This window comes from Mesorhizobium sp. M1027 (assembly GCF_040318745.1).
Lineage (GTDB): Bacteria > Pseudomonadota > Alphaproteobacteria > Rhizobiales > Rhizobiaceae > Mesorhizobium.
In genome coordinates, this window is the sequence record NZ_JAMYMW010000002.1 from 358,873 (window position 1) to 383,771 (window position 24,899).

21 protein-coding genes are annotated in these 24,899 nt (G+C 63.7%); 9 read left to right on the forward strand and 12 right to left on the reverse strand.

The window, feature by feature from the left end:
• Positions 1 to 40 precede the first annotated feature (40 nt).
• The 4 genes from NKH50_RS06270 to htpX form a co-directional block, all read right to left on the reverse strand.
• Complete coding sequence (locus NKH50_RS06270; protein ID WP_352877360.1) at positions 41 to 1,789, reverse strand: heparinase II/III family protein; 1,749 nt, start codon at positions 1,787 to 1,789, stop codon at positions 41 to 43.
• Between the two features lie 145 nt (positions 1,790 to 1,934).
• Entirely contained in the window at positions 1,935 to 3,281 is a 1,347-nt protein-coding gene (locus tag NKH50_RS06275) for an RsmB/NOP family class I SAM-dependent RNA methyltransferase (protein ID WP_352877363.1), read from the reverse strand.
• Positions 3,278 to 3,604, reverse strand: a complete 327-nt coding sequence (locus tag NKH50_RS06280) for a hypothetical protein (RefSeq protein ID WP_352877365.1) — start codon at positions 3,602 to 3,604, stop codon at positions 3,278 to 3,280. Before NKH50_RS06280 ends, NKH50_RS06275 begins: the two co-directional genes overlap by 4 nt.
• The gene (htpX, locus tag NKH50_RS06285; RefSeq protein ID WP_352877367.1) at positions 3,601 to 4,617 is read right to left on the reverse strand and encodes a zinc metalloprotease HtpX; all 1,017 of its coding nucleotides are present in this window, start codon (positions 4,615 to 4,617) and stop codon (positions 3,601 to 3,603) included. The genes NKH50_RS06280 and htpX overlap by 4 nt, the downstream gene beginning before the upstream one ends.
• A gap of 116 nt (positions 4,618 to 4,733) precedes the next feature.
• Here htpX and NKH50_RS06290 point away from each other — a divergent pair, with 116 nt between their 5' ends.
• Entirely contained in the window at positions 4,734 to 4,946 is a 213-nt protein-coding gene (locus NKH50_RS06290; RefSeq protein WP_352648896.1) for a DUF1674 domain-containing protein, read from the forward strand.
• Between the two features lie 19 nt (positions 4,947 to 4,965).
• On the opposite strand, the gene NKH50_RS06295 is transcribed toward NKH50_RS06290, so the two are convergent.
• Entirely contained in the window at positions 4,966 to 5,637 is a 672-nt protein-coding gene (locus NKH50_RS06295) for an HAD-IA family hydrolase (protein ID WP_352877369.1), read from the reverse strand.
• Positions 5,638 to 5,814: 177 nt separating this feature from the next.
• Between NKH50_RS06295 and NKH50_RS06300 the strand changes: the two genes are divergently transcribed.
• The 3 genes from NKH50_RS06300 (at position 5,815) to NKH50_RS06310 (ending at position 10,030) form a co-directional block, all read left to right on the forward strand.
• On the forward strand, positions 5,815 to 6,684 hold the full coding sequence (locus NKH50_RS06300) for a transglutaminase-like domain-containing protein (protein ID WP_352877370.1): 870 nt from the start codon (positions 5,815 to 5,817) through the stop codon (positions 6,682 to 6,684).
• Between the two features lie 327 nt (positions 6,685 to 7,011).
• Positions 7,012 to 8,373, forward strand: coding sequence for a pilus assembly protein TadG-related protein (locus NKH50_RS06305; protein ID WP_352877372.1), 1,362 nt, complete (start codon positions 7,012 to 7,014; stop codon positions 8,371 to 8,373).
• 388 nt (positions 8,374 to 8,761) lie between these two features.
• On the forward strand, positions 8,762 to 10,030 hold the full coding sequence (locus NKH50_RS06310; RefSeq protein ID WP_352701307.1) for a class I SAM-dependent methyltransferase: 1,269 nt from the start codon (positions 8,762 to 8,764) through the stop codon (positions 10,028 to 10,030).
• On the opposite strand, the gene NKH50_RS06315 is transcribed toward NKH50_RS06310, so the two are convergent.
• Complete coding sequence (locus NKH50_RS06315; protein ID WP_352801558.1) at positions 10,031 to 10,774, reverse strand: MOSC domain-containing protein; 744 nt, start codon at positions 10,772 to 10,774, stop codon at positions 10,031 to 10,033.
• Positions 10,774 to 12,729, reverse strand: coding sequence for an acetate--CoA ligase (gene acs / locus NKH50_RS06320; RefSeq protein ID WP_352701309.1), 1,956 nt, complete (start codon positions 12,727 to 12,729; stop codon positions 10,774 to 10,776). The genes NKH50_RS06315 and acs overlap by 1 nt, the downstream gene beginning before the upstream one ends.
• A gap of 305 nt (positions 12,730 to 13,034) precedes the next feature.
• Between acs and NKH50_RS06325 the strand changes: the two genes are divergently transcribed.
• The gene (locus NKH50_RS06325) at positions 13,035 to 13,307 is read left to right on the forward strand and encodes an usg protein (RefSeq protein ID WP_254820441.1); all 273 of its coding nucleotides are present in this window, start codon (positions 13,035 to 13,037) and stop codon (positions 13,305 to 13,307) included.
• Between the two features lie 42 nt (positions 13,308 to 13,349).
• Here NKH50_RS06325 and NKH50_RS06330 read toward each other — a convergent pair whose 3' ends face one another.
• Both NKH50_RS06330 and NKH50_RS06335 read right to left on the reverse strand, forming a co-directional pair.
• Positions 13,350 to 14,384 (reverse strand): aldo/keto reductase, encoded by a 1,035-nt coding sequence (locus tag NKH50_RS06330; RefSeq protein WP_352701310.1) that lies wholly within the window; start codon positions 14,382 to 14,384, stop codon positions 13,350 to 13,352.
• A 56-nt stretch (positions 14,385 to 14,440) separates the two neighbouring features.
• Positions 14,441 to 15,622, reverse strand: a complete 1,182-nt coding sequence (locus tag NKH50_RS06335) for an MFS transporter (RefSeq protein WP_352701311.1) — start codon at positions 15,620 to 15,622, stop codon at positions 14,441 to 14,443.
• 138 nt (positions 15,623 to 15,760) lie between these two features.
• On the opposite strand from NKH50_RS06335, the gene NKH50_RS06340 reads away from it, so the two are divergent.
• Complete coding sequence (locus NKH50_RS06340; RefSeq protein WP_352877376.1) at positions 15,761 to 16,669, forward strand: LysR family transcriptional regulator; 909 nt, start codon at positions 15,761 to 15,763, stop codon at positions 16,667 to 16,669.
• A gap of 64 nt (positions 16,670 to 16,733) precedes the next feature.
• On the opposite strand, the gene NKH50_RS06345 is transcribed toward NKH50_RS06340, so the two are convergent.
• Together NKH50_RS06345 and NKH50_RS06350 are read right to left on the reverse strand one after the other, a co-directional pair.
• Positions 16,734 to 17,783, reverse strand: coding sequence for an aldo/keto reductase (locus NKH50_RS06345; RefSeq protein WP_352801568.1), 1,050 nt, complete (start codon positions 17,781 to 17,783; stop codon positions 16,734 to 16,736).
• Positions 17,784 to 17,892: 109 nt separating this feature from the next.
• The gene (locus tag NKH50_RS06350; protein ID WP_352877379.1) at positions 17,893 to 18,555 is read right to left on the reverse strand and encodes a YggS family pyridoxal phosphate-dependent enzyme; all 663 of its coding nucleotides are present in this window, start codon (positions 18,553 to 18,555) and stop codon (positions 17,893 to 17,895) included.
• A gap of 146 nt (positions 18,556 to 18,701) precedes the next feature.
• Between NKH50_RS06350 and leuS the strand changes: the two genes are divergently transcribed.
• Positions 18,702 to 21,326, forward strand: coding sequence for a leucine--tRNA ligase (gene leuS, locus NKH50_RS06355; RefSeq protein WP_352877381.1), 2,625 nt, complete (start codon positions 18,702 to 18,704; stop codon positions 21,324 to 21,326).
• Complete coding sequence (locus NKH50_RS06360) at positions 21,313 to 21,894, forward strand: LPS assembly lipoprotein LptE (protein ID WP_352877383.1); 582 nt, start codon at positions 21,313 to 21,315, stop codon at positions 21,892 to 21,894. Before leuS ends, NKH50_RS06360 begins: the two co-directional genes overlap by 14 nt.
• Before the next feature lie 70 nt (positions 21,895 to 21,964).
• Here the strand turns inward: NKH50_RS06360 and fsa are convergent, their stop codons facing one another.
• Positions 21,965 to 22,618 (reverse strand): fructose-6-phosphate aldolase, encoded by a 654-nt coding sequence (gene fsa / locus NKH50_RS06365; RefSeq protein ID WP_023719712.1) that lies wholly within the window; start codon positions 22,616 to 22,618, stop codon positions 21,965 to 21,967.
• A 90-nt stretch (positions 22,619 to 22,708) separates the two neighbouring features.
• On the opposite strand from fsa, the gene NKH50_RS06370 reads away from it, so the two are divergent.
• A complete protein-coding gene (locus NKH50_RS06370; RefSeq protein ID WP_352877385.1) occupies positions 22,709 to 24,892 on the forward strand; it encodes a primosomal protein N' in 2,184 nt (727 codons plus the stop codon).
• The last annotated feature ends 7 nt before the right edge of the window (positions 24,893 to 24,899 follow it).

The window sequence follows — 24,899 nt, forward strand, 5'->3', positions numbered from 1 at the left end:
CGTAGCACATGAGGCCCGGAAATCAAGCAGCAAGGCTTGATCAGTGTTTGCCGTTGCCGCTGGCTTCAGCTTTTTCCGGATGACCACCGATAGTAGTCCGCGTCAATTGCCAGTGGACCTCGGAAATCTCCGAGGCTTTGAACGCAAGCACGATCTGCCGGCTGCGGCGCGGGCCGCCGAGCCCGGCGAAATAGATCGATTCCTCGACCTCGGGTGCCACTTCGGTGGAGGTAAACACCCAGGCGTCGGCATGGTCGGCTGCCAGCACCAGACGGTCATGCTCATCCTGGAGCAGGTTTATGTCGGGATGGACATGGAAACGCACCGTGACGAAATCACGGCCATTGTTGCGGATAGAGGCGCCGCCCGGCCGCAGGAAGCGGTCCCTGCCGGCAAGCACATTGCCTTCGGTCGATAATTTCAGCTCGCGCTCATGCAGGAAGCCGAAGCGCGCGACATAGCCGTCATGGCGGGCGATGAAGCCCTGGCTGCCCTTCTGGTCGGTGCGCTTGCAAGGCACGTGCTGCGGCCCGCCGATCAAAGGCGTGCCGAGCAGGTCGTTGACGCGCAGGGAGTGGTTGAAGCGCGCCGACGACGTGTCGTTGATGGTGGCGGTCGAGTGGGCGGCGGTGGCGCGGGCAAGCGGCCGGAACTCGGCGGCGCCATAGGTGTCTATGCCGGCGTTGACGATATAGTGCTGGCGGCCCGACGACAATTCGAAGGCGAGGCACCCGGCGTGAGCGGCATTGGACACGTCGACGGGCGGCGGCGGTCCGGTATCGGCGATCACGGTGACACCCCCCATCGACAGGCGCTCATAACCCGAATGCGGCGCGTGCAGCAATGGTGCGCCGGCGGTGTCGTCGTGATGCAGGATGCTGGCGATACGGTCGTGGATGGTGGCGCCCATGCCGTTGAAGCGGGCAAGGCTGCCATCCTGATGGCGAAAGAAGCGCAGCGCCGGCAGCATCCGGTCGATGGCGCCGATCAGGGCGGCCGGCGGTGTCTCGGCCTGATTCGCGTATGTCTGGCGCAACGGCAGAAGGTCGGCGAGGATTTCAAGCACGGCCATCGGATTGCGCGAGATATGGCCGCCGTCAGGCAGGATCTGGCGGTCAATCTCCTCGGCGAGACTGCGGGTGGCACCGCGCAGCGCCGAGGCCGGCGCCGGCAGCGACAAAGCGGCAAAGGCCAGCGCAATGCGCGCGCGCAGCCTGTCCTTGCCGTCCGGCATCTCGCGCGCCATGGCGCGCAGATAGCGGATCTGGACGGCAAGCGATTTCAGGAAGGCGCGGTAGAACGGAAATTCGGCGCCCTGCAACACGATCGAGGAATGCTGCAGCCAGGCAATGACGCGCTTGGCCGTCGTGCCGGGCTCCCAGGCGACGCCGGAAATATGGCTGCCATGGATTGCAATCCAGTCGGAAACCAACGCCCGCGCGTTGGCGGCGGCGAGCTCGGTACCCGCGGCACGCATGTGGCGCAGCCAGCGAAAGCCATGCAGCGTCTTTTGCCAGCCGGGATTGGGCACGTCGATCTGGAAGGGCGATTTGCCGCCGGTCTCGACCAGATGCCCCGAAAGCGGATAGCGGCCGTAATAGATCTCGAGCGCGATCTGAGGATCGGCGAGGCGCAGGTCCGGCGGGGCGATCAGGACGCGCTCCGGCGTGCGGCCTGAGTAGCGCCAGCGATAGAGTGGTCCGGCACGCAAGCGCCGGCGCGCCTTGCGCCAGAACTCCCTCGCGACAAGCGTCCACAGACGCGTCGTGTTACCGGCAGCGATTGCCAAAATCTCTCCTGATCGTCCTCACCCAGGCACAAGTTTATATGATTCAAGAACTTGTGCGAAGGCGAATTCCGCGGCAGCGTGGCCGTTCAGCCTGTTTTCCGTGCCTCCTCGCTCCAAAAGGCCGGACGCGCTTCGATATCTGCCCTTAGCCGGCTCTGCGCATGCGGGCGGCGAAGAAGCCGTCCAGCCCGGAACGGGCAGGGGAGCCAAGCTCCAGGTCGGCAGGCGTGGTGCGCAACGTGCCTTGCGGCGTCAGGAACGGGTCGATGCCGGCGATCTCACCCGGCCGAAGCGGGTCGTCGATGATTTCCGCATTGCCGGCGAGAAAGCCGCGATAAAGCTCTTCGCCTTCGAGCGAATCGAGCGAACAGTTGGAAAGGACGATGCGTCCGCCAGGCTTGACCAGGGTGACGGCCCGGGCAAGCAGCCGGCGTTGCAGGTCGGCCAGTTTTTCGACGTCGGCCGCCGTCTTCGTCCAGGGAACGTCGGGATGCCGCCGTACCGTGCCTGTCGAAGAGCAAGGTGCGTCGAGGAGCACGCCGTCGAAGAGCTCCTTCGGCTCGTATTTGAGCAGATCGACGTGGGCGATCTCCGCGGACAGGCCGAGCCGTTCGAGATTCTGCGTCAGCCGCGCCAGCCGTGTTCTGGACATGTCGAGTGCGGTGACGTGGGCGCCGGCGAGGATCAGCTGGGCGGTCTTGCCGCCCGGCGCGGCACAGAGGTCGGCGATTCGCAAACCATTGATGTCGCCGAACAGCCGGGCCGGCAGGCTGGCCGCTGCATCCTGAACCCACCAGGCGCCTTCCCCAAAGCCGGGCAGTTCGGTCACGGAAGCGCTGAGCTTTTCCACGCGCACCGTGCCGGTCGGCAGGACGAAGCCGCCGAGCCGTTCGGCCCACAGCGCCGGGTCCGACTTGACGGTGAAATCGACCGGCGCCTCATGGCGATGGGCGAGCAGTATCTGCCTGGTCTTGTCGATGCCGTAGACGGTTTTCAAACGGTCGGAAAACCATTTTGGCGCCTCGTCGGTGGCCGCAACCGCCGCCGCGAGCTCATCCTGCTTGGCCCGCGCCAACGTACGCAGTACGCCGTTGACGAGGCCGGAAAAGCGCGCCGTGCGCGGATCGGACTTGGCGTGGGTCACGGCGAGGTCGACGGCGGCGCTGTCGGGAACATCGAGGAACAGGATCTGCGCCGCCGCCACATGCAAGATGTGCGAAAGCGCCGTGGCGTTGGGCGGCAGCGGCTTTTCCAGGCGGCGGGCCAACAGGCCTGATATGGTCATGCGGTAGCGCAGGGCGGTGACCAGAATGGCGCGCACCAAGGCGCGGTCGCGCAAGTCGAGCGCCTTGTATTGCGGATGGCCGTTCTCGTGGTCGGTCAGCCCGTCGAGTGGCGTTTTCGCGTCAACGACGGCGGCAAGCAGGCGCGCGGCTGCCTTGCGCGCGGCGAGACCGCGAGCTTCTGAAGCCTCACTGTGAGTTGGCCTCATTGTGTCGGCGATCGGTTGACTAGTTTAAATATGGCGCTGACAAAATCTTCTTTGCTTCCTAGGGGTGAGGTCACCTGAATGTAGTCTTTCTCAACCGTGTCAACATAGTCCGCGACTTGCTTTGGAGATGCACCATCCCCTACAAATCGAATGATGTGGTGGAGATAGGTGTCATATTCGTTTTCAGGAAGCGGACGAAATTCCAGTTCACTTGATGTTTCCATGTTCGCCATCGGTATGCCGATAGGGTTCCAGTGCCTTGCACAAAGATCGCGTATTTCCGCCAGCGAGATCCAGCCTTTTTTGTCTGTCGCGCTCGTCACGACCACGGACCTTTGGGCCCGGTCGGATTGCGTCCCCAGGGATTGGGTTTCGGCCTGGCCGGCTCGGCCGGCCGCTCAGGCCGGGCGGCCCTGTCCCACGGACCCGACGGCTGCTGCCCGATCCCGTCCGGCGCCGGGCTTGGCGTCGCGGCCGCTTCGGGTGCGCCGGCCATCTGTTGCGCCATCCGCTGCAGAGCGGCGATGCGGTTTTCGGTGCTCGGGTGGGTGGAGAACAAATTGTCCATGCGCTCGCCGGAAAGAGGATTGATGATGAAGAGATGGGCGGTTGCCGGATTGCGCTCGGCATCCGGGTTGCGGATGCGTTCGGCGCCACGGGCGATCTTGTCAAGCGCCGAGGCGAGCCACAGCGGGTGTCCACAGATTTCGGCACCGCGCCGGTCGGCCTCGTATTCGCGAGTGCGGCTCACCGCCATCTGCACGATCATGGCGGCCAAAGGCGCGACGATCATTGCCACCAGCACGCCGACGATGCCGAAGGAATTGTTGTTGTCGCGGTTACCGCCGAAGAAGAAGGCGAAATTGCCGAGCATCGAAATTGCGCCGGCGAAGGTCGCGACGATCGTCATGGTCAGCGTATCGCGGTGCTGCACATGGGCGAGCTCGTGCGCCATCACCGCCGCGACTTCTTCATGCGATAGCCGCTCGAGCAGGCCGGTGCTGGCGGCGACAGCGGCATTTTGCGGATTGCGGCCGGTGGCGAAGGCATTGGGCTGCGGATTGTCGATGAGATAGGTCCTCGGCATCGGCAGACCGGCGCGTCGGGCGAGGCCCTGCACGATGGCGTAATATTCAGGCGCGTTGCTTTCGTCGACCTCGATCGCTCGGTGCATCGCCAGCACCATCTTGTCGGCGTTCCAATAGCTGAACAGATTGGTGCCGGCAGCGATCAGCAAGGCGATCATCATGCCGCCGGATCCGCCGACCAGATAACCGACGCCCATGAACAGGGCCGTCATTGCGGCCAAAAGCATGGCGGTGCGAAGGGTGTTCATTGTCTGCTCCGTTCTGCCCAACAAAGGGGTCGATTCCTTGTGGACCCATCGCTATATGATGGGAAACAGCGGTTCTCGTTTCAATCGGGGGCCTTTTCAATCTACCGGAAGATCGCATGATCGACGAATCCAACCAAACACAGGCTCACCACGCGCCGCAAAAGGCGCTGACGCCGGCAGCCCGGCGCGCTTTGGCGGAGGCCGAGGCCCGGCGGCAAAAATATCGCGAGACGGAGGCCACGCTGCCGCGCGAGATCGGCGGGCGCGGCGGCAAGGAGCCTGGCCGCTACGGCGACTGGGAGGTCAAGGGCCTGACCAGCGACTTTTAGCCCAGGCAGGGGCGCCAAACTATACAGGCTGCGCCGTCCGCTCCGCTTCGATGGCAATCCAGCCGCTGGCATCGACGGCGATGCCGATCGCGTCATAGCCGGCGATAGCGGCATGCGGCGTCTGCAAAGAATGCCGGTGCGTGGCGCTGATCACCACGATTGCGGCGCCCGCGGCTTCGGCTGCCGCTATGCCGGCCGGCGCGTCCTCGAAGACGAGGCAGTCGCGCACATCGACGCCGAGCCGTTCGGCCGCCAGCCGGAAGCAGTCGGGCGCCGGCTTGCCGCGGGCCACGTCCTCCGCCGCAACGATCACGGCGGGAGCCGGAATGCCGGCGGCCTGCAGGCGCAGCAAGGCAAGTTCGCGCGGCGCGGAGGTGGCGATCGCCCAACTCCCAGGCGGCAGCGACGCGAGGAACGCCGCGGCGCCGGCAATCGGGCGAATGCCCTCGACATCGGCTGCCTCGGCCTGCAAAAGCGCATCGGCTTCGCGGGCTGGATCGACGCCTGGCAGCGCCAGCCGGCCGATGGTCTCGATCGCCCGCACGCCGTGGATGGTCGGCAGGAATGCGGCGACGTCAAGACCTTGCCGATGCGCCCAAGCTGCCCAGACCCTTTCCGCCGCGGCAATCGAATTGAGAATCGTGCCGTCCATATCGAACAGAAAGGCCGCAAATTTTCTGCCTGCAAGCATCGGTTTTCCCGGTCATCCTGGAGGGATTATTTCGAAAGACGCGTGTCGATCGACCGTAACGTTGCCGCGTCCGTATGGGAAGCCGCGAGGCGTCGTTTTCGACGTTCACAAGGAACCGCCGCGCACTCTCCTGCGTTGACCAGCACTATCTTCCATGACGATCGTAGGGGGACGGCGATGCTGATCAGGCTCGGCTATGAAATTGGCATTGAATGCGCTGCAGCCACGCCGGTCATTTCGCTGCTCGAGATCCACAGGGATCGCCAGGTCGACATCAAGCGGCAGACGCGCGTGCTGACCTCGCCGTCGGTCCCGACCAGGGTCTACCACGATCTTTTCGGCAATAGCTGCCGCCGCTTCACGGCGCCGGCCGGAAGTTTTCGCATCCTCTATGACGCGGTGGTCGAGGACAGCGGTGAGACGGACGAAGTCAACGCGTTGGCCAGGGAAGTTCCGGTCGCCGAATTGCCGGACGAGGTGCTCGGCTATCTGCTCGGCAGCCGTTATTGCGAGACCGACCATCTCGGCGACCTGGCCTGGCAACTGTTCGGCCAGCTTCCGCCGGGCTGGGCGCGGGTGCAGGCGATCGTCGACTATGTCCACAACCGCCTGTCCTTCGGCTACGGTTATGCGCGCTCGACCCGCACGGCGGCGCAGGCGCATGAGGAACGCGTCGGCGTCTGCCGCGACTTTGCCCATCTGGCGATCACGCTCTGCCGCTGCATGAATATCCCGGCCCGCTACGTGAACGGCTATCTCGGCGATATCGGCGTGCCCGCCGATCCGGCGCCGATGGACTTCTCGGCCTGGATGGAAGTGTTCCTCGACGGCAAGTGGTACACGTTCGATCCTCGCCACAACGTGCCGAGAATCGGCCGTGTCGTCATTGCGCGTGGCCGCGACGCCACCGACGTGCCGCTGTTGCACAGTTTCGGCCCGCACCGGCTCAGCCTGTTCAAGGTCTGGACCTACGAACAGGAAGGCAACCTGTTCAAGCCGCCCTATCGCGGCCTCGACAGGACCGTCACCGCACGGGTGCTGGCCTAATCCTCCCGGAGACATCCACAACCGTGTTTCCATTTCCCGCCATCGCGGTCGTGCTGATCCGGTTCGAGACATCTCGTCTGTACCGGATCGGGACGCAGTCCGGCCATTCCGAATTGCGAGCCGGATCGTGGTAAGCGCTTTGTGAACAAAGCCGCGCCGACGCGGCTTTCGTTTACCCGCTGTTTACCTTGTCTCTGCTCGAAACCGTTTGGAAACAATGGCCTGAGCGGGGGGCGCTCGCTTTCCCGCGCCGGTGGCGCGATCCGGCCGGATTCCTGCAATGCGCGTTCGGACAGCTGCAGGCTGTGGCGAATGGAGGCGGAAGGAATGCGGCGTTTCGGGGGTCTTGTTCAGGCGATCGGCGGCTTTGCCGGGGATCGAAGCGGAAATTTCGCGGTGCTGTTTGGCATAATCGGCTCAGTGCTGACGCTGAGCGTCGGCTTTGCCGTCAATGTCTCCCAACTCTATAATGTGAAATCGAGCCTGCAAGGCGTCGTCGATGCTGCGGTCACCTCGACGGCCCGCGACCTGACGACCAGCGTCATCAGCGAGGCTGACGCCAGCAAATCGGTGCAGGCCTTTCTCGATGCCAACAGCACGGCGGGTATCCTGCAGGACAATCAGATCGTTCTCGACAAACTGACTGTCGACCGAATCGCCAAGACCGTTCAGGCGGACGTTCATGTCAATGTCAGCTATTATTTCCCGCTTTTCAGCACGGGTAGCATGCAGCGCGTTCCCGCATCGACGACGGCTCTCTATTCGGACAAGCAGATCGAAGTCGCGATGATGCTCGATGTTACCGGCTCGATGGCAGGCCAGAAAATCATCGATCTGCGGACGGCTGCGGCGAATGCTGTCGACAGCTTCCTGGGCGGTCAGGACCCGTCCAAACCGCGCGTGCGGGTTGCCATCGTGCCTTATGCCAATTCGGTGAATGCCGGTACACTTGCCACCAGCAGCGTCTATGTGGAAACCACCGCCAGCCAACGCAAACAGGCGCCGGCCAATGACGGCGTGCAGTATGTCTCGGGCTTCATCCGTCCCGATAATTGCGCCACAGAACGCAAGGGGATCTACCAGTATTCGGACACAGGCCCCGACGCCAGCATGGTCAACCGCGACTACCTGCTGTCGTCCTTCGCCTGGCAAACCGGCACCGCCGCCTGCCCGGCCGCCACGCTGATGCCGCTGACGGCCGATGCGACGGCGCTCAAGACGGTCATCAAGAATTTCGTCGCCTCCGGCGGCACTGCCGGCCATATCGGCGTGCAGTGGACCTGGTACATGCTCTCGGAGAGCTGGGGGAGCATAATGAGGACTTCGCAGCGGCCGGCCAAGATGGATCCAAAAAAGGTCGCCAAAATCGCGATCCTGATGACCGACGGCGAATTCAACCTGTCCTACTTCGATGCGAGCACGGTGAGCGACGTTTACAATGACGCCGGCAAGGAGCCGACCCGCACGGCAGCCAAGAAACTTTGCGCTGCCATGCGCGACAAGGGCATCGAGATCTTCACTATTGGGTTTGACCTAAACGAAACGAATGCCAAGGCGACGCTCCAGGATTGCGCGAGCCCGGACACCGCCAAGATCAAGCACTTCTACCAAACTGCCAATGGAACCGAACTCAACCAGGCTTTCCAGGACATAGCGCGCAACGTCGAGATGTTGAGCGTAACCAAATAAGGGACAACAGCCCAAAAAAGGAAAAGGCCGCCGCTTCTTGCGAAGTCGGCGGCCTTCCGTGTTTCCGTCCATGGCGCGGCTCCTGGCGGCGACGGTTGGTCGCCAGCCGCGCATCTCGCGCCTTAACGGGAAGACTGCTTCCCGAAAGTGCGATCCGCTGAGGCCACGTTCTGGAAAACGAAATCACTCGACATCGGATCACCTCCTTTCGATTTGTTGAACACTTGCTCATGATGGGGTGTCATCCGGCAAATGGCAAGGCGGGGCACTCGAAAATCCTGAACAAGTATGCTTGTGCACTCGGACGGCTTGCGGCCGGCCGATCGGGCAGGCAAGATCGAGCCGCGATTGTTCCGGGCCGCTATTTGCCGGGTAAGGGAGGACGGGGATGGAGGCAGCCGAGAGAGCGGCCCGGATTGTTCGGACGGTCATCGAAACGCTGAAACCGGGTTTCGCGGTGAGGCTGTGGACAGGCGAGCGGATCGGCCCGGCTACCGGCCCGGTGCTCACTATCAACGACCAGGACATCGTCTGGCAGATCGTACGTCGGCCCTCTTTATCGACGCTGATCGAGATGTGGATTGCCAAGGCGGTCGACGTCGAAGACGGATCTCTGTTCGATTTCTACGCCTTGCCCACGCACGGCAAGCTCAGGACGAAGCTCAAGACATTGCCGAAGCTGGCGATCCTGCGCGACCTGCCGGCCGTGCTGTTTTCGCGAAAACAGATGACGGCGCGAACCGATCTTTCCGGCCGCAATCCTTTCGTCAGCGGTTCGAGCCAGGAGGCAATCCAGCATCACTACGATATTTCCAACGCATTCTACCGGCTCTTCCTCGACGAGCGCATGGTCTATAGCTGCGGCTACTTCAAGGATTTCGCCAACGATATCGATCAGGCCCAAAGAGACAAGCTAGACCATATCTGCCGCAAGCTTCGATTGAAGCCCGGCGAAAAACTGCTCGACATCGGCTGCGGCTGGGGAGCGATGCTCATCCATGCGGTGAAGAATTATGGCGTCGTCGGCCACGGCGTTTCACTGTCGGAGGCACAGACCGAGCTCGCCCGCGAACGCATCCGCGCCGCGGGGCTGGAGGACCGCATCACCATCGAGATCAAGTCCTATGCCGAGCTGTCCGGCTCCTTCGACAAGATCTCGTCGATCGGCATGTTCGAGCATCTGGGGCTTGCCAACCATGCGGCCTATTTCTCGAGGATCCATCGCCTGCTCAAGCCCGGCGGCATCTATCTGCATCACGCCATCACCCGGCGCGACAAGGGCAACATGAAGAAGACGCTGCGCAAGGGGCCGGAATTCAAGGCGCTGATCAAATACATTTTTCCGGGCGGCGAACTCGATACGATCGGTATGACGCTCGGCAATCTCGAGGCGCACGGCTTCCTCGTCTACGACGTCGAAAACTTGCGCGAGCACTATGCGCGCACCTGCAGGCTATGGGCAGAGCGTCTCCACGCACGCTTTGACGAAGCCATCGCTGAGGTCGGCGAAGCCAAGGCGCGGCTCTGGCTGCTTTATCTCACCGGCTGCTCGATTACCTTCGAACGTGCATCGGCCCAGGTTTTCCAGACCGTCGCCACAAGGCGCGCGCGTGGGCCGAGCGGCCTGCCGCCGACGCGGGCGGATTTGTACCGATAGCTACAGGAGGCGCATCGTGGCGCCGATCTCGACGCGGGCCGGTCGGTCGACGGTGCAGTAGACGCCGAGGTTATGGGCGTTGTGGCGGACCAGGCTGCGCAGGATTGCCGGGTCGTGGTCGAACCCGTCCTGGCCAATGATGGTGAAGCCGCAGCGGCGGCACGGCTCGGAGATGGTCAGGAGCAGGTCGCCGATTGCCAGCTTGCGCCCGATCCATTCCGTCTCGGGGAACGACCCCTCGACCTCCGGCATATCGACGACGATGTTGGGGCGGAAGCGGCGCGCGTCGGCGGTGCCCTCTGGATGCAGCACTTTCAAACGCGCCAGTGAGGCGGTGGTCAGCAGATGAATAGGGGCTTTGACGTAGCGTTCCGTCAGCAGAGGGCCGGCATAATCCGGAGCCGCATTTTCCCGGCGGAACGGCCGGATGGAAGCCGCAAAGCCGAGATACGCGGAAACCGCGCGATCACTTTGCGCGCCAGGTGCCGAAAGCCAGCGTCCGTCGGGGATGGCGACCTCCAGCCTGCCGGACTGCGACAGCCGGGTGCGGATGCGGGGCACCTTGTGCCATTTCGCTTCGCGGTCGGGCCGTGCGATTTCATCGGTCGAGGTATCGACAAGACCAAACAGGCGGTCGCCTTCGACGGTATACCAGTCGACGGAGATCGCCTCCTGAAACTCGCCGGCGAGCGAGCTCGCGGGATAGCGCCAAAGCTCGGTGACGGCGCCCAATGCGGGTTGCATCAGCCCTTCTTGTTTTGCCGGTTGGCGATCAGGTCGTCGACGACTGCCGGATCGGCGAGCGTCGAGGTGTCGCCAAGCGCGGCAAAATCATCCTCGGCGATCTTGCGCAGGATGCGCCGCATGATCTTGCCGGAACGGGTCTTCGGCAGGCCGGGCGCGAACTGGATCTTGTCGGGCGAAGCGATGGCGCCGATCTCCTTGCGGACATGGACGACGAGCTCCTGGCGCAAGTCCTCGCTTGGCGTCTCGCCGGCCATCAGCGTGACATAGCAGTAGATGCCCTGGCCCTTGATGTCGTGCGGGTAGCCGACGACGGCGGCCTCCGAGACCTTCTCATGCGAAACCAGCGCCGATTCGACCTCGGCGGTGCCCATGCGATGGCCGGAGACGTTGATGACGTCGTCGACGCGGCCGGTGATCCAATAGTAGCCGTCAGCATCGCGGCGGCAGCCGTCGCCGGTGAAGTACCTGCCCTTGTAGGTCGAGAAATAGGTCTGCACGAAGCGGTCGTGATCGCCATAGACGGTGCGCATCTGGCCCGGCCATGAGTCGGCAATGCAAAGATTGCCGCTGGCTTCGCCTTCCAGTACCTTGCCGTCGGCATCGACCAGCTGTGGCTTAATGCCAAAGAAGGGCCGCGTCGCCGAACCCGCCTTGAGGTGGGTGGCGCCCGGAAGCGGCGTGATCATGATGCCGCCGGTCTCGGTCTGCCACCAGGTGTCGACGATCGGCACTTTGCCGTTGCCGACGACCTTGAAATACCACTCCCAGGCTTCCGGATTGATTGGCTCGCCGACGGTGCCGAGCACGCGCAGCGACTTGCGCGACGTTTTGGTGACATGGGCATCGCCGGCGCCCATCAGCGCGCGCAGCGCCGTCGGCGCCGTGTAGAAGATGTTGACCTTGTGCTTGTCGATCACGTCCCAGAAACGCGACTGCGACGGGTAGTTCGGCACGCCTTCGAACATCAGCGTGGTGGCGCCGTTGGCGAGCGGCCCGTAGACGATATAGCTGTGACCGGTGACCCAGCCGACATCGGCGGTGCACCAGTAGATGTCGCCGTCATGATAGTCGAAGACATATTGGTGGGTCATCGAGACATAGACGAGATAGCCGGCGGTGGTGTGCAGCACCCCCTTCGGCTTGCCGGTCGAGCCGGATGTGTAGAGGATGAACAGCGGGTCCTCGGCGTTCATCTTCTCGGGCTTGCATTCGGCCTTAACCGTGGCGACCTCGTCATGGTACCAGACGTCGCGCCCGGCGGCCCAGCCGGTCTTGCCGCCGGTGCGGCGCACGACCAAGACCTTTTCGACTTTCGTTCCGGCCTTGGCGGCGATCTCGATCGCCTTGTCGGTGTTGTCCTTCAGCGGGATAGTCTTGCCGCCGCGCAGGCCTTCGTCGGCGGTGATGACGAAGGTCGACTTGCAGTCGTCGATGCGTCCGGCCAGCGCGTCCGGCGAAAAGCCGCCGAAGACGACCGAATGAATGGCGCCGATGCGCGTGCAGGCGAGCATCGCATAGGCGGCCTCCGGGATCATCGGCATGTAGATGGTGACGCGGTCGCCCTTCTTGACCCCGTGCTTCTTCATCACATTGGCGAGGCGGCAGACATGTGTGTGAAGTTCGTTATAGGTGATCTTCCTGTCGTCGTAGGGATTGTCGCCTTCCCAGATGATGGCGGTCTGTTCGCCGCGCTTCTTCAGATGCCGGTCGATGCAGTTCCAGGAAACGTTTGTCTGGCCATCCTCGAACCATTTGATCGAAACCTTGCCGTCGAAGGACGTGTTCTTGACCTTGCTGTAGGGCTTTAACCAGTCGATGCGCTTGCCGTGCTTGCCCCAGAACTTGTCCGGGTTCTTGACGCTGTCGGCGTACCATTGCAGGTAGGTGTCATTGTCAATCAGCGCGTTCTTCTTCCACGCCGGCTGGACGCGATGGACATGAACATCGGACATTTCTTCGCCTTCCTCCCCAAAACCAAACCGCCGGCTTGACCGCCGGCAGGATCGCAGCGATGCGGCCGCGAATTCGCGCGCATTATTAACAGTTCGGCGGTGACGGCAACATTAGACGTTGGATTCGCGCGGCGGGATGCCGCAGGTACCTTGCCGGGCGGTGTCAGCACTCTCGTGAGGCGGCTGCTAAGCGCATGTTTTTGCGGGAAGAATCTGGTTTGATCGCAGAAATATCAATAGACGAATAAGCAAATGGGGTGCACAATTTCAGGCTGGGAGGAAGGAGAATCAACCAGGGGACCGCAATGCGCGACCATTCAGAAATGGACCTGATGCTCAAGGGCTATGGCTTGACCACGGCCAAGATTCTTTATCACTTTCCCGATCATCCGCATCTGCTGCAGAGCTTCATCTGGCAGGACTACGACATCGCCCCGAAATTTCCGGTGCTGATCCGCTTCATCGAGTTCTGGAAGGCCGAGCTCGAAGGCCCGCTGCATTCGGTGAGCTACACGCACCAGAAGCTGATCGCGCCGAACGAATGGCGCAAGGTCGACGGCGAGTTCGTGCTGCATTAGCCGGGGGCGGCAGCCCGGGAGCCGCCGCCAGCTTTTGGAGCGTCAGACTGCGGGCGCGTTCAGCCGGGCAAACCCCTCCTGCCGACGATAGGGAAAATACGGATAGGGTGCGGTGACCTCACTTGCCGTGTCGAGCTTTTTCATCTGCTCGGCTGTCAAGGACCAGCCGACGGCGCCGAGATTCTGGCGCAACTGCTCCTCGTTGCGCGCGCCAATGATGACGGAGGCGACGGTCGGCCGCTGCAGCAGCCAATTGATGGCGATCTGCGGTATGGTCTTGCCGGTTTCCTCGGCGACAACATCAAGCGCGTCGACGACCCGATGGAGATGCTCATCCTCGACGGGCGGTCCGAAGCTTGCCGTGTCGTGCAGCCGGCTTTTCTCAGGCAGCTTCTGGCCACGGCGGATTTTGCCGGTCAGGCGGCCCCAGCCGAGTGGGCTCCACACCAGCGCACCGACACCCTGGTCGAGGCCGAGCGGCATCAACTCCCATTCATAATCGCGTCCGACCAGCGAGTAATAGACCTGCTGGGCGACGTATCGGGGATAGCCATATCTATCCGCCAGGCCGAGCGACTTCATCACTTGCCAGCCGGAAAAATTGGAGACGCCGACATAACGCAGCTTGCCGGCGCGCACGAGACCGTCCAGCGTCGACAGCACCTCCTCGATCGGTGTTGCGGCATCAAAGGCGTGCAGTTGCAGCAGGTCGATGTAATCGGTGCCAAGACGCTTCAGCGCGTCTTCGACGGCCCTGATCAGGCGTGAACGTGACGAGCCGGCATCGTTGGGACCGTCGCCCATCGGCAGCGAGGTCTTGGTCGAGATCAGCACGGCGTCGCGGCGGCCCCTGATGGCAGCGCCGAGCACTTGTTCGGAAGCGCCATTCGAATAGACATCGGCGGTGTCGAACAGGTTGACGCCGGCCGCCAGGCAGATGTCGACCAGCCGCCGTGCTTCCGTCGCATCGCTGTTGCCCCAGGCGCCGAACAGCGGGCCTGAACCGCCGAAGGTTCCAGCGCCGAACGAGAGTGCCGGGACCTTCAGGCCTGATGCGCCAAGATTTCGATAATCCATGGGTTTGCTCCGTGTGGAAGGATGGCTGTTTCAAAGATTGGTTGAGGTTTGCCGTTCTATGACGGCGCGATTTCCGGTGTGGCGAGGGCAGGGTCTCGGTCGAGGCGCAGAGCAAACGCCGCCACGGCAAGCGCTGAAAGCGGCAACAGGGCCGCGACCCAGGTGACGGCGCCGAGGCCGGGACCGTGCGCGATGACCACGCCGCCGAGCCAGGCGCCGGCCGCGTTGCCGAGGTTGAAGGCGGCGATGTTGAAGGACGAGGCGAGGCTCTGGCCGGCGCCTTGTGCCTTTTCCAGCACCCACATCTGCAGTGGCGCCACGGTGGCGAAGGCGGCGGCGCCGAGCAGGCCGACATAGATAACGGCCATGACCTTGCTGTGCAGGGCGAAGGTCATGGTGCCGAGCACCAGCGCCAGGACGACGAGACTGCCGAGAACGGAAGGTAGCAGCCGGCGGTCGGCGAACTTGCCGCCGGCGATGTTGCCGGCGATAAGGCCGCCGCCGAAGACCAGCAGGATAGGCGACACCGCTGCTTCCTCAAAACCGGTGATCTCGGTCAGCAACGGGGCGATGTAGGTGAAGACGGCAAAGACGCCGGCATAGCCAAGCACGGTGGTGGCAAAGCCAAGCAGGACGGGCGTGCGGCCGAGCACGGCGAGATCGGCGCGCAAATTGCTCTTCTCAGGTTCTGTTCGGCTGCGCGGCACCACCAGGAGAATGATGGCGAAGGCGGCGATGCCGACCAGGGTCACCGCCCAGAACGTCGCCCGCCAGCCGAAGGCCTGGCCGAGCCATGTGCCGAAGGGCACGCCGAGGATGTTGGCGATGGTCAGGCCGGTGAACATCAGAGCGATCGCCGAAGCTTTCTTGTTGGGCGCCACCAGCCCGGTCGCCACGACCGAACCGACGCCGAAGAAGGTGCCGTGGGCGAAGGCGGTCAGGACGCGCGCCCCCATCAGCGTCCAGTAGTCTGGGGCAAGCGCACAGGCGAGGTTGCCCAGCGTGAAGATCGCCATCAGCGACAGAAGCACGGTCTTGCGCGGCCAACGGCCGGTTGCGATCGTCAGCAGCGGCGCGCCGATGACAACGCCGAGCGCATAGCCGGAAATAAGCTGGCCGGCGGCTGAGATCGAGACGTCGAGATCGGTGCTGACGTCGAGCAGCAGGCCCATGATGACGAATTCGGTGACGCCGATGCCGAACGCACCGGCGGCAAGAGCGTAAAGAGCAAACGGCATGGCGGTTCCCACTTCGATGACGACCAGTTTTGACGACGGGCGCCGTGTTCCTCCCACGCCCCAATTCGGAAGATCGTGTCGCGATGTGCTGTGAACCAGCCTTGCATCGGGCACATCGTCTGTGAAATAGATTCACCAATGGCCAGACCCGACATCAACCGCTCCGGCGAGATCGAAGTGTTCGTCCGCGTGGTCGAGGCGGGCAGCTTTTCGGCCGCTGCCCGTGCGTTGCGGATGACCCCGTCGGCGGTGAGCAAGCTGATCGCGCGGCTGGAGGCACGGCTCGGCGCGCGGCTGGTCAGCCGTTCGACGCGCAAGCTGCAACTGACGCCGGAGGGGGCGGCCTTTTTCGACAGCGGCGTGCGTATCCTGGCCGACATGGCAGCGGCCGAGCGTGAGGCGGCGGCGGGTGCCGCGCCGCGTGGCCGGCTGCGGATCAACAGCTACGTGCCTTTCGGGCAGCATCGGCTGATCCCGCTTTTGCCGCGTTTTCTAGAGCGCTACCCCGAAATCGCGGTCGATCTGGTGTTGACCGACCATGTCATCGACCTGATGGAGGAGCGCGCTGACGTCGCCATCCGGGCCGGGCCACTCGGCGAATCACGGCTGGTGGCGCGTAAGCTCGGACAGAGCCGGGTGGTCGTCGTTGCGGCGCCATCGTATCTCGAAGCGCGTGGCACGCCCATGACGCCCGCCGATCTCGATCGTCACAACCGGATGGGCTTCCGTTTCGTACGTCACCTCGAGGGCTGGCCTTTTATCGATGCGGCCGGCAAGCCGATCACCCTGCCGATCGCCGGAAATACGCTGGTCAGCGACGGCGAGGCGATGCGGCTGATGGCGCTCTCGGGGGCGGGCATCGCCCGGCTGGCAAGCTGGCATGTGGAGGCCGACATTGCCGCCGGCCGGCTCCTGCCGCTGCTGGAAGAGTTCAACCCCGGCGACGAGGAACTCACCCACGCCGTCTATGTCGGCCAAGGCAAGCATCTGCCGGCGCGGGTGCGGGCATTTTTGGACTTTTTGGTCGAGACTGTCCGGCTGAACTGAGCCCCAAAACGATCGGGAGCCTGCCGGCTCCCGAAGCAACGAAGGTGAGGAAGGTAAGATTGAGTTACTTTTTCGGCACAAAGGGCGCCGGCCGCCGGCCGGCCGCCTGACGCTCCAGCATCCAGCCCGGATATTCGGCGGGCAGGGCACTGACTTCGTCGAGGCGAACAAGATCATCGGCATCGAGCTGCAACTCGGTGGCTGCAAGGTTCTGTTCCAGCTGCTCCATGCGGCTGGCGCCGATGATGACGCTCATCACGAATGGCTTGGCCAGGACATAGCCTAGCGCCACTGTAGCGACGCTGACGCCGTGCTTGGCGGCGATCTCGCGCATGACGGCGACTGCTGCCCAGGCACGGTCCTCATTGACCGGCGGGAAATTGAAGCTGGCGCGGCGGCCCTCGCCATTGCCGGGGGCGCCCGGTCCGTATTTGCCGGAGAGCAAGCCGCCAGCCATCGGCGACCAGACCATCAGCCCGAGCTTCTCCTCGCTGAGCAGCGGCACGATCTCGCGCTCGAGATCGCGGCCGGCGATCGAATAATACGACTGCACGGTCTCGAAGCGGGCAAAGCCTTTGCGCTCGGCAATACCCAGCGCCTTGGCGATGCGCCAGGCCTGCCAGTTCGAGACGCCGACATAGCGGACCTTGCCGGCGGCAACCAGGTCGTCGAGCGCCCGCAGCGTTTCGTCGATCGGCGTCACCGTGTCGGTGCCGTGCAGCTGGTAGAGATCGATATGATCCAGCTGCAGCCGTTGGAGGCTGCCTTCGACCGAATCCATGATGTGGCCGCGCGAGGAACCACGCTGGTTCGGGCCTCCGCCCATGGCGCCATGAACCTTGGTGGCGATGATCACGTCCTGCCGGTTGACGCCAAGGTTCCTGAGCGACTGGCCGAGAAGCCGTTCCGAGGCACCAAAGGAATAGACATCTGCCGTGTCGAAGAAATTGACGCCGGCGGCGAGCGAGCGGGCAACGATCTCGTCAACGCCCTTCTGGTCGAGGCTGGCGATCAGGCCCCATTGGGCGTTCTCGCCGGCCGCGCCGAACGTCATCGTGCCGAGGCAAAGTTCGGAGACGAACATTCCCGTATTTCCAAGTTGATTGTAACGCATGGTGGCTCCAGACGGGTTGAGAATAACTCGACCCATATAGGAACGAAACGTTCCGTTTCTATACGCTGGCTTAGTCGATGTCAGCCTGTGGCCTAAGGCCGGCTGCGCCTCATCTGGCGCCGAAAATCGCCGATCCAACCCTGACACTGGTCGCGCCGAAGGCGATCGCGGTTTCGTAGTCACCGGACATGCCCATGGAGAAGTTGTCGACGCCGGCCTCAAGCCCAAGCTTTTCCAGCAGCGCGAAATGCGGACCGGGGTTCTCGCCGGCCGGCGGAATGCACATCAGCCCTTCGATGGCGAGGCCGTGAACCGAGCGGCAGCGGGCCACGAAGGCGACAGCCTCGCGCGGCTCGATGCCGGCCTTTTGCGGCTCGGAGCCGGTGTTGACCTGGACATACAGCCTTGGTGACCGGCCTTGCCTGGCGATCTCCTTGGCGAGTTCGGCGGCGATCTTTTCACGGTCGACGGTTTCGATGACGTCGAACAGCGCGACAGCTTCCTTCGCCTTGTTCGATTGCAGAGGACCGATCAGATGCAGCTCGATGTCGGGGAAGTCATGTTTCAGCACCGGCCATTTGGCTTGTGCTTCCTGGACCCGGTTTTCGCCGAAGACGCGCTGGCCGGCCTCGATGACGGGGCGGATATCGGCGGCGTCGAAGGTTTTCGAGACCGCGACCAGCGTCACCGCACCGGCGTCGCGTCCTGCCTCGCGCTCGGCGGCAGCGATCCTTGCCTTGACCGTGAAAAGCTGTTCGACGGCGCTCGCCATGCCTATATCCTGCCTGTGTTTGGCTTTTCGCCGGATCGCCGCAGTTGACGGGTCCGGCAATCCATGGTGAACACCGCGACGACATTTCCTGAGCCGCCCGGGCATTGTCCGGCGGCTCGCGCATGCTTTTAAGTGAAAAACACCCGATGGCAACCGAACGATACAATCCGCGCGCGTCAGAGCCCAAATGGCAGAAGGCCTGGGACGCCAAGAAGCTGTTCGAAGCCGACAATGACGACCCGCGCCCGAAATATTACGTGCTGGAGATGTTCCCCTATCCGTCGGGGCGCATCCATATCGGCCATACGCGGAACTATACGATGGGCGACGTGGTGGCGCGCTACAAGCGAGCCAAGGGTTTCAACGTGCTGCACCCGATGGGCTGGGACGCCTTTGGCATGCCAGCCGAAAACGCGGCGATGCAGAACAAGGTCCATCCCAAGGACTGGACCTATCAGAACATCGCCGCCATGCGCGAGCAACTCAAGGTCATGGGCCTGTCGCTCGATTGGGCGCGCGAGTTCGCCACCTGCGATGTCGATTACTATCACCGCCAGCAGATGCTGTTCCTCGATTTCGTCGAGAAGGGGCTGGTGACGCGCAAATCCTCCAAGGTCAACTGGGATCCGGAGGACATGACGGTGCTTGCCAACGAGCAGGTCATCGACGGACGCGGCTGGCGCTCGGGGGCCTTGGTGGAGCAGCGCGAGCTGACGCAGTGGTTCTTCAAGATCACCGACTATGCGCAGGACCTGCTGGATTCGCTCGATCAGCTCGACGACTGGCCGGAAAAAGTGAAGCTGATGCAGGCGAACTGGATCGGCCGTTCGGAAGGTCTGCTGATCCGCTGGCCGCTGGCCAAGCCGGCAGTCGGCGAGCATGAGCTCGAAATCTATACGACAAGGCCGGACACCATCTTCGGCGCCTCCTTCATGGCGATTGCCGCCGACCATCCGCTAGCCAAAAAGGCCGCCGAAGACAATCCGGCGCTGGCAAAGTTCATCGACGAGGTCCGCCATATGGGCACCTCGGTGGCGGCCCTGGAGACGGCCGAGAAGAAGGGCTTCGATACCGGCATTCGCGTCGTCCATCCGTTCGACGAGAAGTGGACGCTGCCCGTCTACGTCGCCAATTTCGTGCTGATGGACTACGGCACCGGCGCCATCTTCGGCTGCCCGTCCGGTGACCAGCGCGACCTCGACTTCGCCAACAGATACGGCCTGCCGGTCATTCCGGTGGTGATGCCGGAAGGCGAGAATCAAGGAAGCTTCCAGGTCATCGATGAGGCCTATGTCGGCGACGGCGTGATGATCAATTCGCGCTTCCTCGACGGCATGAAGCCTGATCAGGCGTTCGACGAGGTGGCGAAGCTGCTGGAACAAAAGACTATCGGCAACCGGCCAATGGCCGAGCGCAAGGTGAACTTCCGCCTGCGCGACTGGGGCATTTCGCGCCAGCGATATTGGGGCTGCCCTATCCCGATGATCCATTGCGAGGATTGCGGCGTGGTGCCGGTGCCGAAAGCCGACCTGCCGGTCAAGCTGCCGGATGATATCGAGTTCGACCGGCCGGGCAATCCGCTCGATCGCCATCCGACATGGCGGCACGTCAAATGCCCGCGTTGCGGCAAGGACGCGCGGCGCGAAACCGACACGATGGACACGTTCGTCGATTCTTCGTGGTATTTCGCGCGCTTCACGGCGCCCTGGGCAAACGATCCGACCGATCCCAAGGCCGCGACTGAATGGCTGCCGGTCGACCAGTATATTGGCGGCATTGAGCATGCGATCCTGCATTTGCTCTATTCGCGCTTTTTCACCCGCGCCATGCGCGAGACCGGCCATGTCGATCTGGCCGAGCCGTTCAGGGGCCTGTTCACGCAAGGCATGGTGGTGCACGAGACCTATCGGGTTGGCGGCGCCTCGAACGGCCGCTGGCTTGCGCCCAGCGAGGTCAGGCTGGAAGACGCCGACGGCAAGCGCCGCGCCTTCGAAATCGCCACCGGTGAAGAGGCGGTGATCGGTCCGCTCGAAAAAATGTCGAAGTCGAAGAAGAATACGGTGAGCCCGGAAGAAATCACCGACGGCTACGGCGCCGATACGGCGCGCTGGTTCATGCTGTCGGACTCGCCGCCCGAGCGCGATGTCGAATGGACCGACGAGGGTGCGGCCGGCGCCCATCGCTTCATCCATCGCATCTGGCGGCTGGTGTCGACGGCTGCCGAATCGCTCGCCGGAGTCCGGCCAGAGGCGGCGAAGGACGGCGAGGCCGGGACAGTGTCCAAGGCCGCGCACAAGATCTTGAAGTCGGTCGGCGAGGACATCGAAAAGCTCGCCTTCAACCGCGCCATCGCCCGCATCTATGAGCTCGCCAATGCCTTGACCGTACCGCTCAACGAGACGGCAGAGGGCAAAGCCGGTCCGGCGCTGCAAGCGGCCTGCCGTGAGGCCGTCGAGATCCTGGTGCACCTGATCGCGCCGGTCATGCCGCATCTGGCAGAGGAGTGCTGGCAGACGCTCGGCGGCACCGACCTTGTCGCCGAACGGCCCTGGCCGGACTACGATCCCTCGCTTGTCGTCGACGCCGAGATCGTGCTGCCGGTGCAGGTCAACGGCAAGAAACGCGGCGATTTGACAATTGCCCGCGACGCGGATCAAGGTGCGGTCGAAAAGGCGGTTCTGGCTCTCGACTTCGTTCAGAAAGCGCTCGAAGGTAAGGCGCCGCGCAAGGTGATCATCGTGCCGCAGAGGATCGTCAATGTCGTTGCCTAAGCCGCGAAAGACAGAGCTGACGGTGCGCCGTATCGTGCTTTGCGGGCTGCTCGCCTTGGTGGCGCTGGTTTCCGCCTGCACGGTGCGGCCGCTCTATTCGAGCGCGCCGCTGGTCGCCGGCTCGCAGGTCGGCGCTGCTGCCGAGCTGGCATCGATCTCGGTCAAGCCGGTCAAGACCCGCTACGCCCAGCAGGTCCGCAACAATTTGATCTTCGCACTCGGCCAGGGCGCCGGCGAGCCAGCTTCGCCGGTCTATTCGCTTGATCTGGGCGTCTCCGAACTCGTCGAATCGGCGGCAATCGAGCAGGTCACGACCGACGAGGACGAGCCGACCGCCGGCACCGTGACGCTGACCGCCAACTATGTGCTCAGCGATGCCAAGACGGGCACGGTCATAGCGAGGGGCAAGCGCTCGATTCCGTCGTCATACGACAGGCCCCGCCAGGAATTCGCGTCATACCGAGCCCAGATCGACGCCGAGAACCGTGCGGCGCGCGAACTGGCGGATGTGCTGCGGCTGTCGATCGCCCAGGATCTGATCAAGCACGGCAAGCCGGCGGCAAGCTAAGTCTTTTAGGAGTGCGCAATCTGCAAAAAAGGCCGATTGCTCGGCCTTTTTTGTTCGTAGGATAGTCGCTTCAGCCGATCTTCTGCCCGGTCTTTGCCCAGTCGGCGAGGAACTGCTCCAGGCCCTTGTCGGTCAGCGGGTGTTTGACCAGTGCCTTGAGCGTCGCCGGCGGCGCGGTGATGACGTCGGCGCCGATCAGTGCCGCCTGCTTGACATGGTTTACGGTGCGCACCGAAGCGGTCAGGATTTCAGTCTGGAAGTCATAATTGTCGTAGATGGTGCGAATATCGGCAATCAGCTCCATGCCGTCCCAGCCGCTGTCGTCGATGCGGCCGACGAAGGGCGAGATAAAGGAGGCGCCGGCCTTGGCGGCGAGCAGCGCCTGGGTGGCCGAGAAGCACAGCGTGACGTTGACCATGCGGCCGTCCGACCGGATGTCCTTGCAGGCTCTCAGGCCGTCGAGCGTCAGCGGCACCTTGATGCAGACATTGTCGGCGATCCTGGCCAGGATCTTGGCCTCCGCCATCATGTCCTTGTATTCGGTGGCGACGACTTCGGCCGAGACCGGGCCCTTGACGATCTCGCAGATCTCTCTTGTGACGTCGGCGATCTTGCCGCCGGATTTCAGGATCAGCGACGGATTGGTGGTTACGCCGTCGAGTAGCCCCAGATCGTTCAGCTCGCGGATTTCCTTGACATCGGCGGTGTCGACAAAAAATTTCATGGCGGTCTCCTGAAGATTTTTCATGTGCACGTCATGCACATTTGGGGTCGGACTTTGATCTAGACCAAAGTCGGGGCAAGGTCACGCCTCATGATCGAAGATTCGCCCTTTGTCGCGGCCGCACCGGTGCTGGTGCCGATGCCCGCCGAGCGCCCCTACACCTATGCGGTGCCGGCTGGCATGCGCGTGGTGCCGGGCTCGATCGTGCGCGTTCCGCTTGGGCCCCGCCAGGTCGCCGGCATCGTCTGGGACGGCGTCGTCGAAAAGGTCGACGCGAAGAAATTGCGGCCGATCGAGCAGGTTTTCGACTGCCCGCCGATCGACCGCGCGATGCGGCGTTTTGTCGATTGGGTGGCGCAGTACACGCTGTCGCCGCCCGGCATGGTGGCGCGCATGCTGCTCAGGGCGCCAGAGGCGTTCGATCCGGAGCCGTGGATCGAAGGGCTGCAGCGCACCTTCGCCAGACCCGACCGGATGACGGAGGCGAGGACGCGCGTGCTGGAGACAGCCGAAGGCGGACTGGCCTGGACGCGGTCCGGCCTGGCGCATGCGGCAGGCGTGTCGTCGACGGTGGTGGACGGGCTGCGGGCGCAGGGCGTATTCGAGACGGTGATGATCCCGCCGCGGCCGGTGGTCGCAGCACCCGACCCGGGCTACGCCCAGCCTTCACTGATGCCGGACCAGAGCGATGCCGCCGAGACGCTGCGCGCCAATGTCGCGACCGGCACATTCGGTGTCACCCTGCTCGATGGTGTAACCGGATCCGGCAAGACGGAGGTCTATTTCGAGGCGGTCGCGGCGGCGCTCGATCGTGGCAAGCAGGTGCTGATCTTGCTGCCGGAAATTGCGCTGACCCACGCTTTTCTCGAACGCTTCCAGGAGCGGTTCGGCGCCAAGCCGGCGGAGTGGCACTCGGACCTGCCGCCAAGAATGCGCGAAAAGGTCTGGCGACAGGTGGCGGAAGGCGGCGTGCGGGTCGTTGCCGGCGCGCGCTCGGCGCTGTTCCTGCCGTTCAGGGAGCTTGGACTTATCGTTGTCGACGAAGAGCACGATCCCGCCTACAAGCAGGAGGATCGCGTCTTCTACAACGCGCGCGACATGGCCGTGGTGCGCGGCCATATCGGCGGCTTTCCAGTCGTGCTCGCTTCGGCGACGCCGTCGGTCGAAAGCCGGGTCAATGCCAGCCAGGGCCGCTACAGCAGGGCGGTGCTTTCGGCGCGCTTTGCCGAGGCGGCACTTCCCGATCTCAAGACGGTCGACATGCGCCGCGCGCCGCCGGCACGCGGCGGCTTCCTGTCGCCGGTGCTGCTCGGCCATATGCGGCAGACGCTGGAGAGAAAGGAACAGTCGCTGCTGTTCCTCAACAGGCGCGGCTATGCGCCGCTGACGCTCTGCCGGGTCTGCGGCCACCGCTTTGGCTGTCCGGTCTGCTCGGCCTGGCTGGTCGAGCATCGCTTTCGCGGCCAGCTCGTCTGCCACCACTGCGGGCACAATGAACGCCGGCCCGAAGCCTGCCCGGAATGCGGCACGCTTGACCATCTGGTCGCCTGCGGGCCGGGCGTCGAGCGCATCGCCGAGGAGGTCGTCGCGCATTTCCCCGATGCCCGCACCATCGTCTTGTCGTCCGACCTGATGGGCGGCGTGCGACGGCTGCGGCTCGAGCTTGAAGCCATCGCCAATGGCGAGGCCGACATCGTCATCGGCACGCAACTCGTCGCCAAGGGCCATAATTTCCCCAACATGACGCTGGTCGGTGTGGTCGATGCCGATCTCGGCCTTGCCAATGGCGACCCGCGCGCCGCCGAGCGCACCTTCCAACTGCTCAGCCAGGTGACCGGCCGCGCCGGCCGCACCGGCAAGAAAAGCCTCGGCCTGCTGCAGACCTTCCAACCCGACCACCCGGTGATGCGCGCGATCGTCTCCGGCGACGCCGAGGCCTTCTACGAGCGCGAGATCGCCGAGCGCGAGCGGGCGGGGCTGCCGCCCTTCGGCAGGCTCGCCGGCGTCATCGTCAGCGCGGCGACACGCGCCGAAGCCGAAGGGCACGCCCGTGGCCTGCGTCGCGCCGCGCCGCAAGCCACCGACCTGTTCGTGCTCGGCCCGGCCGAGGCGCCGCTGTCATTGATCGGCGGCCGCCATCGCTTTCGCCTGCTGATCCAGGGCGAGCGGCGCGCCGATATGCAAGGGTTCATTCGTACCATGCTGGCCGAGGGACCGAAGATAAGGGGCTCGGTGCGAGTCCAGGTCGACATCGACCCGCAGAGCTTCTTGTAGCTCGTTG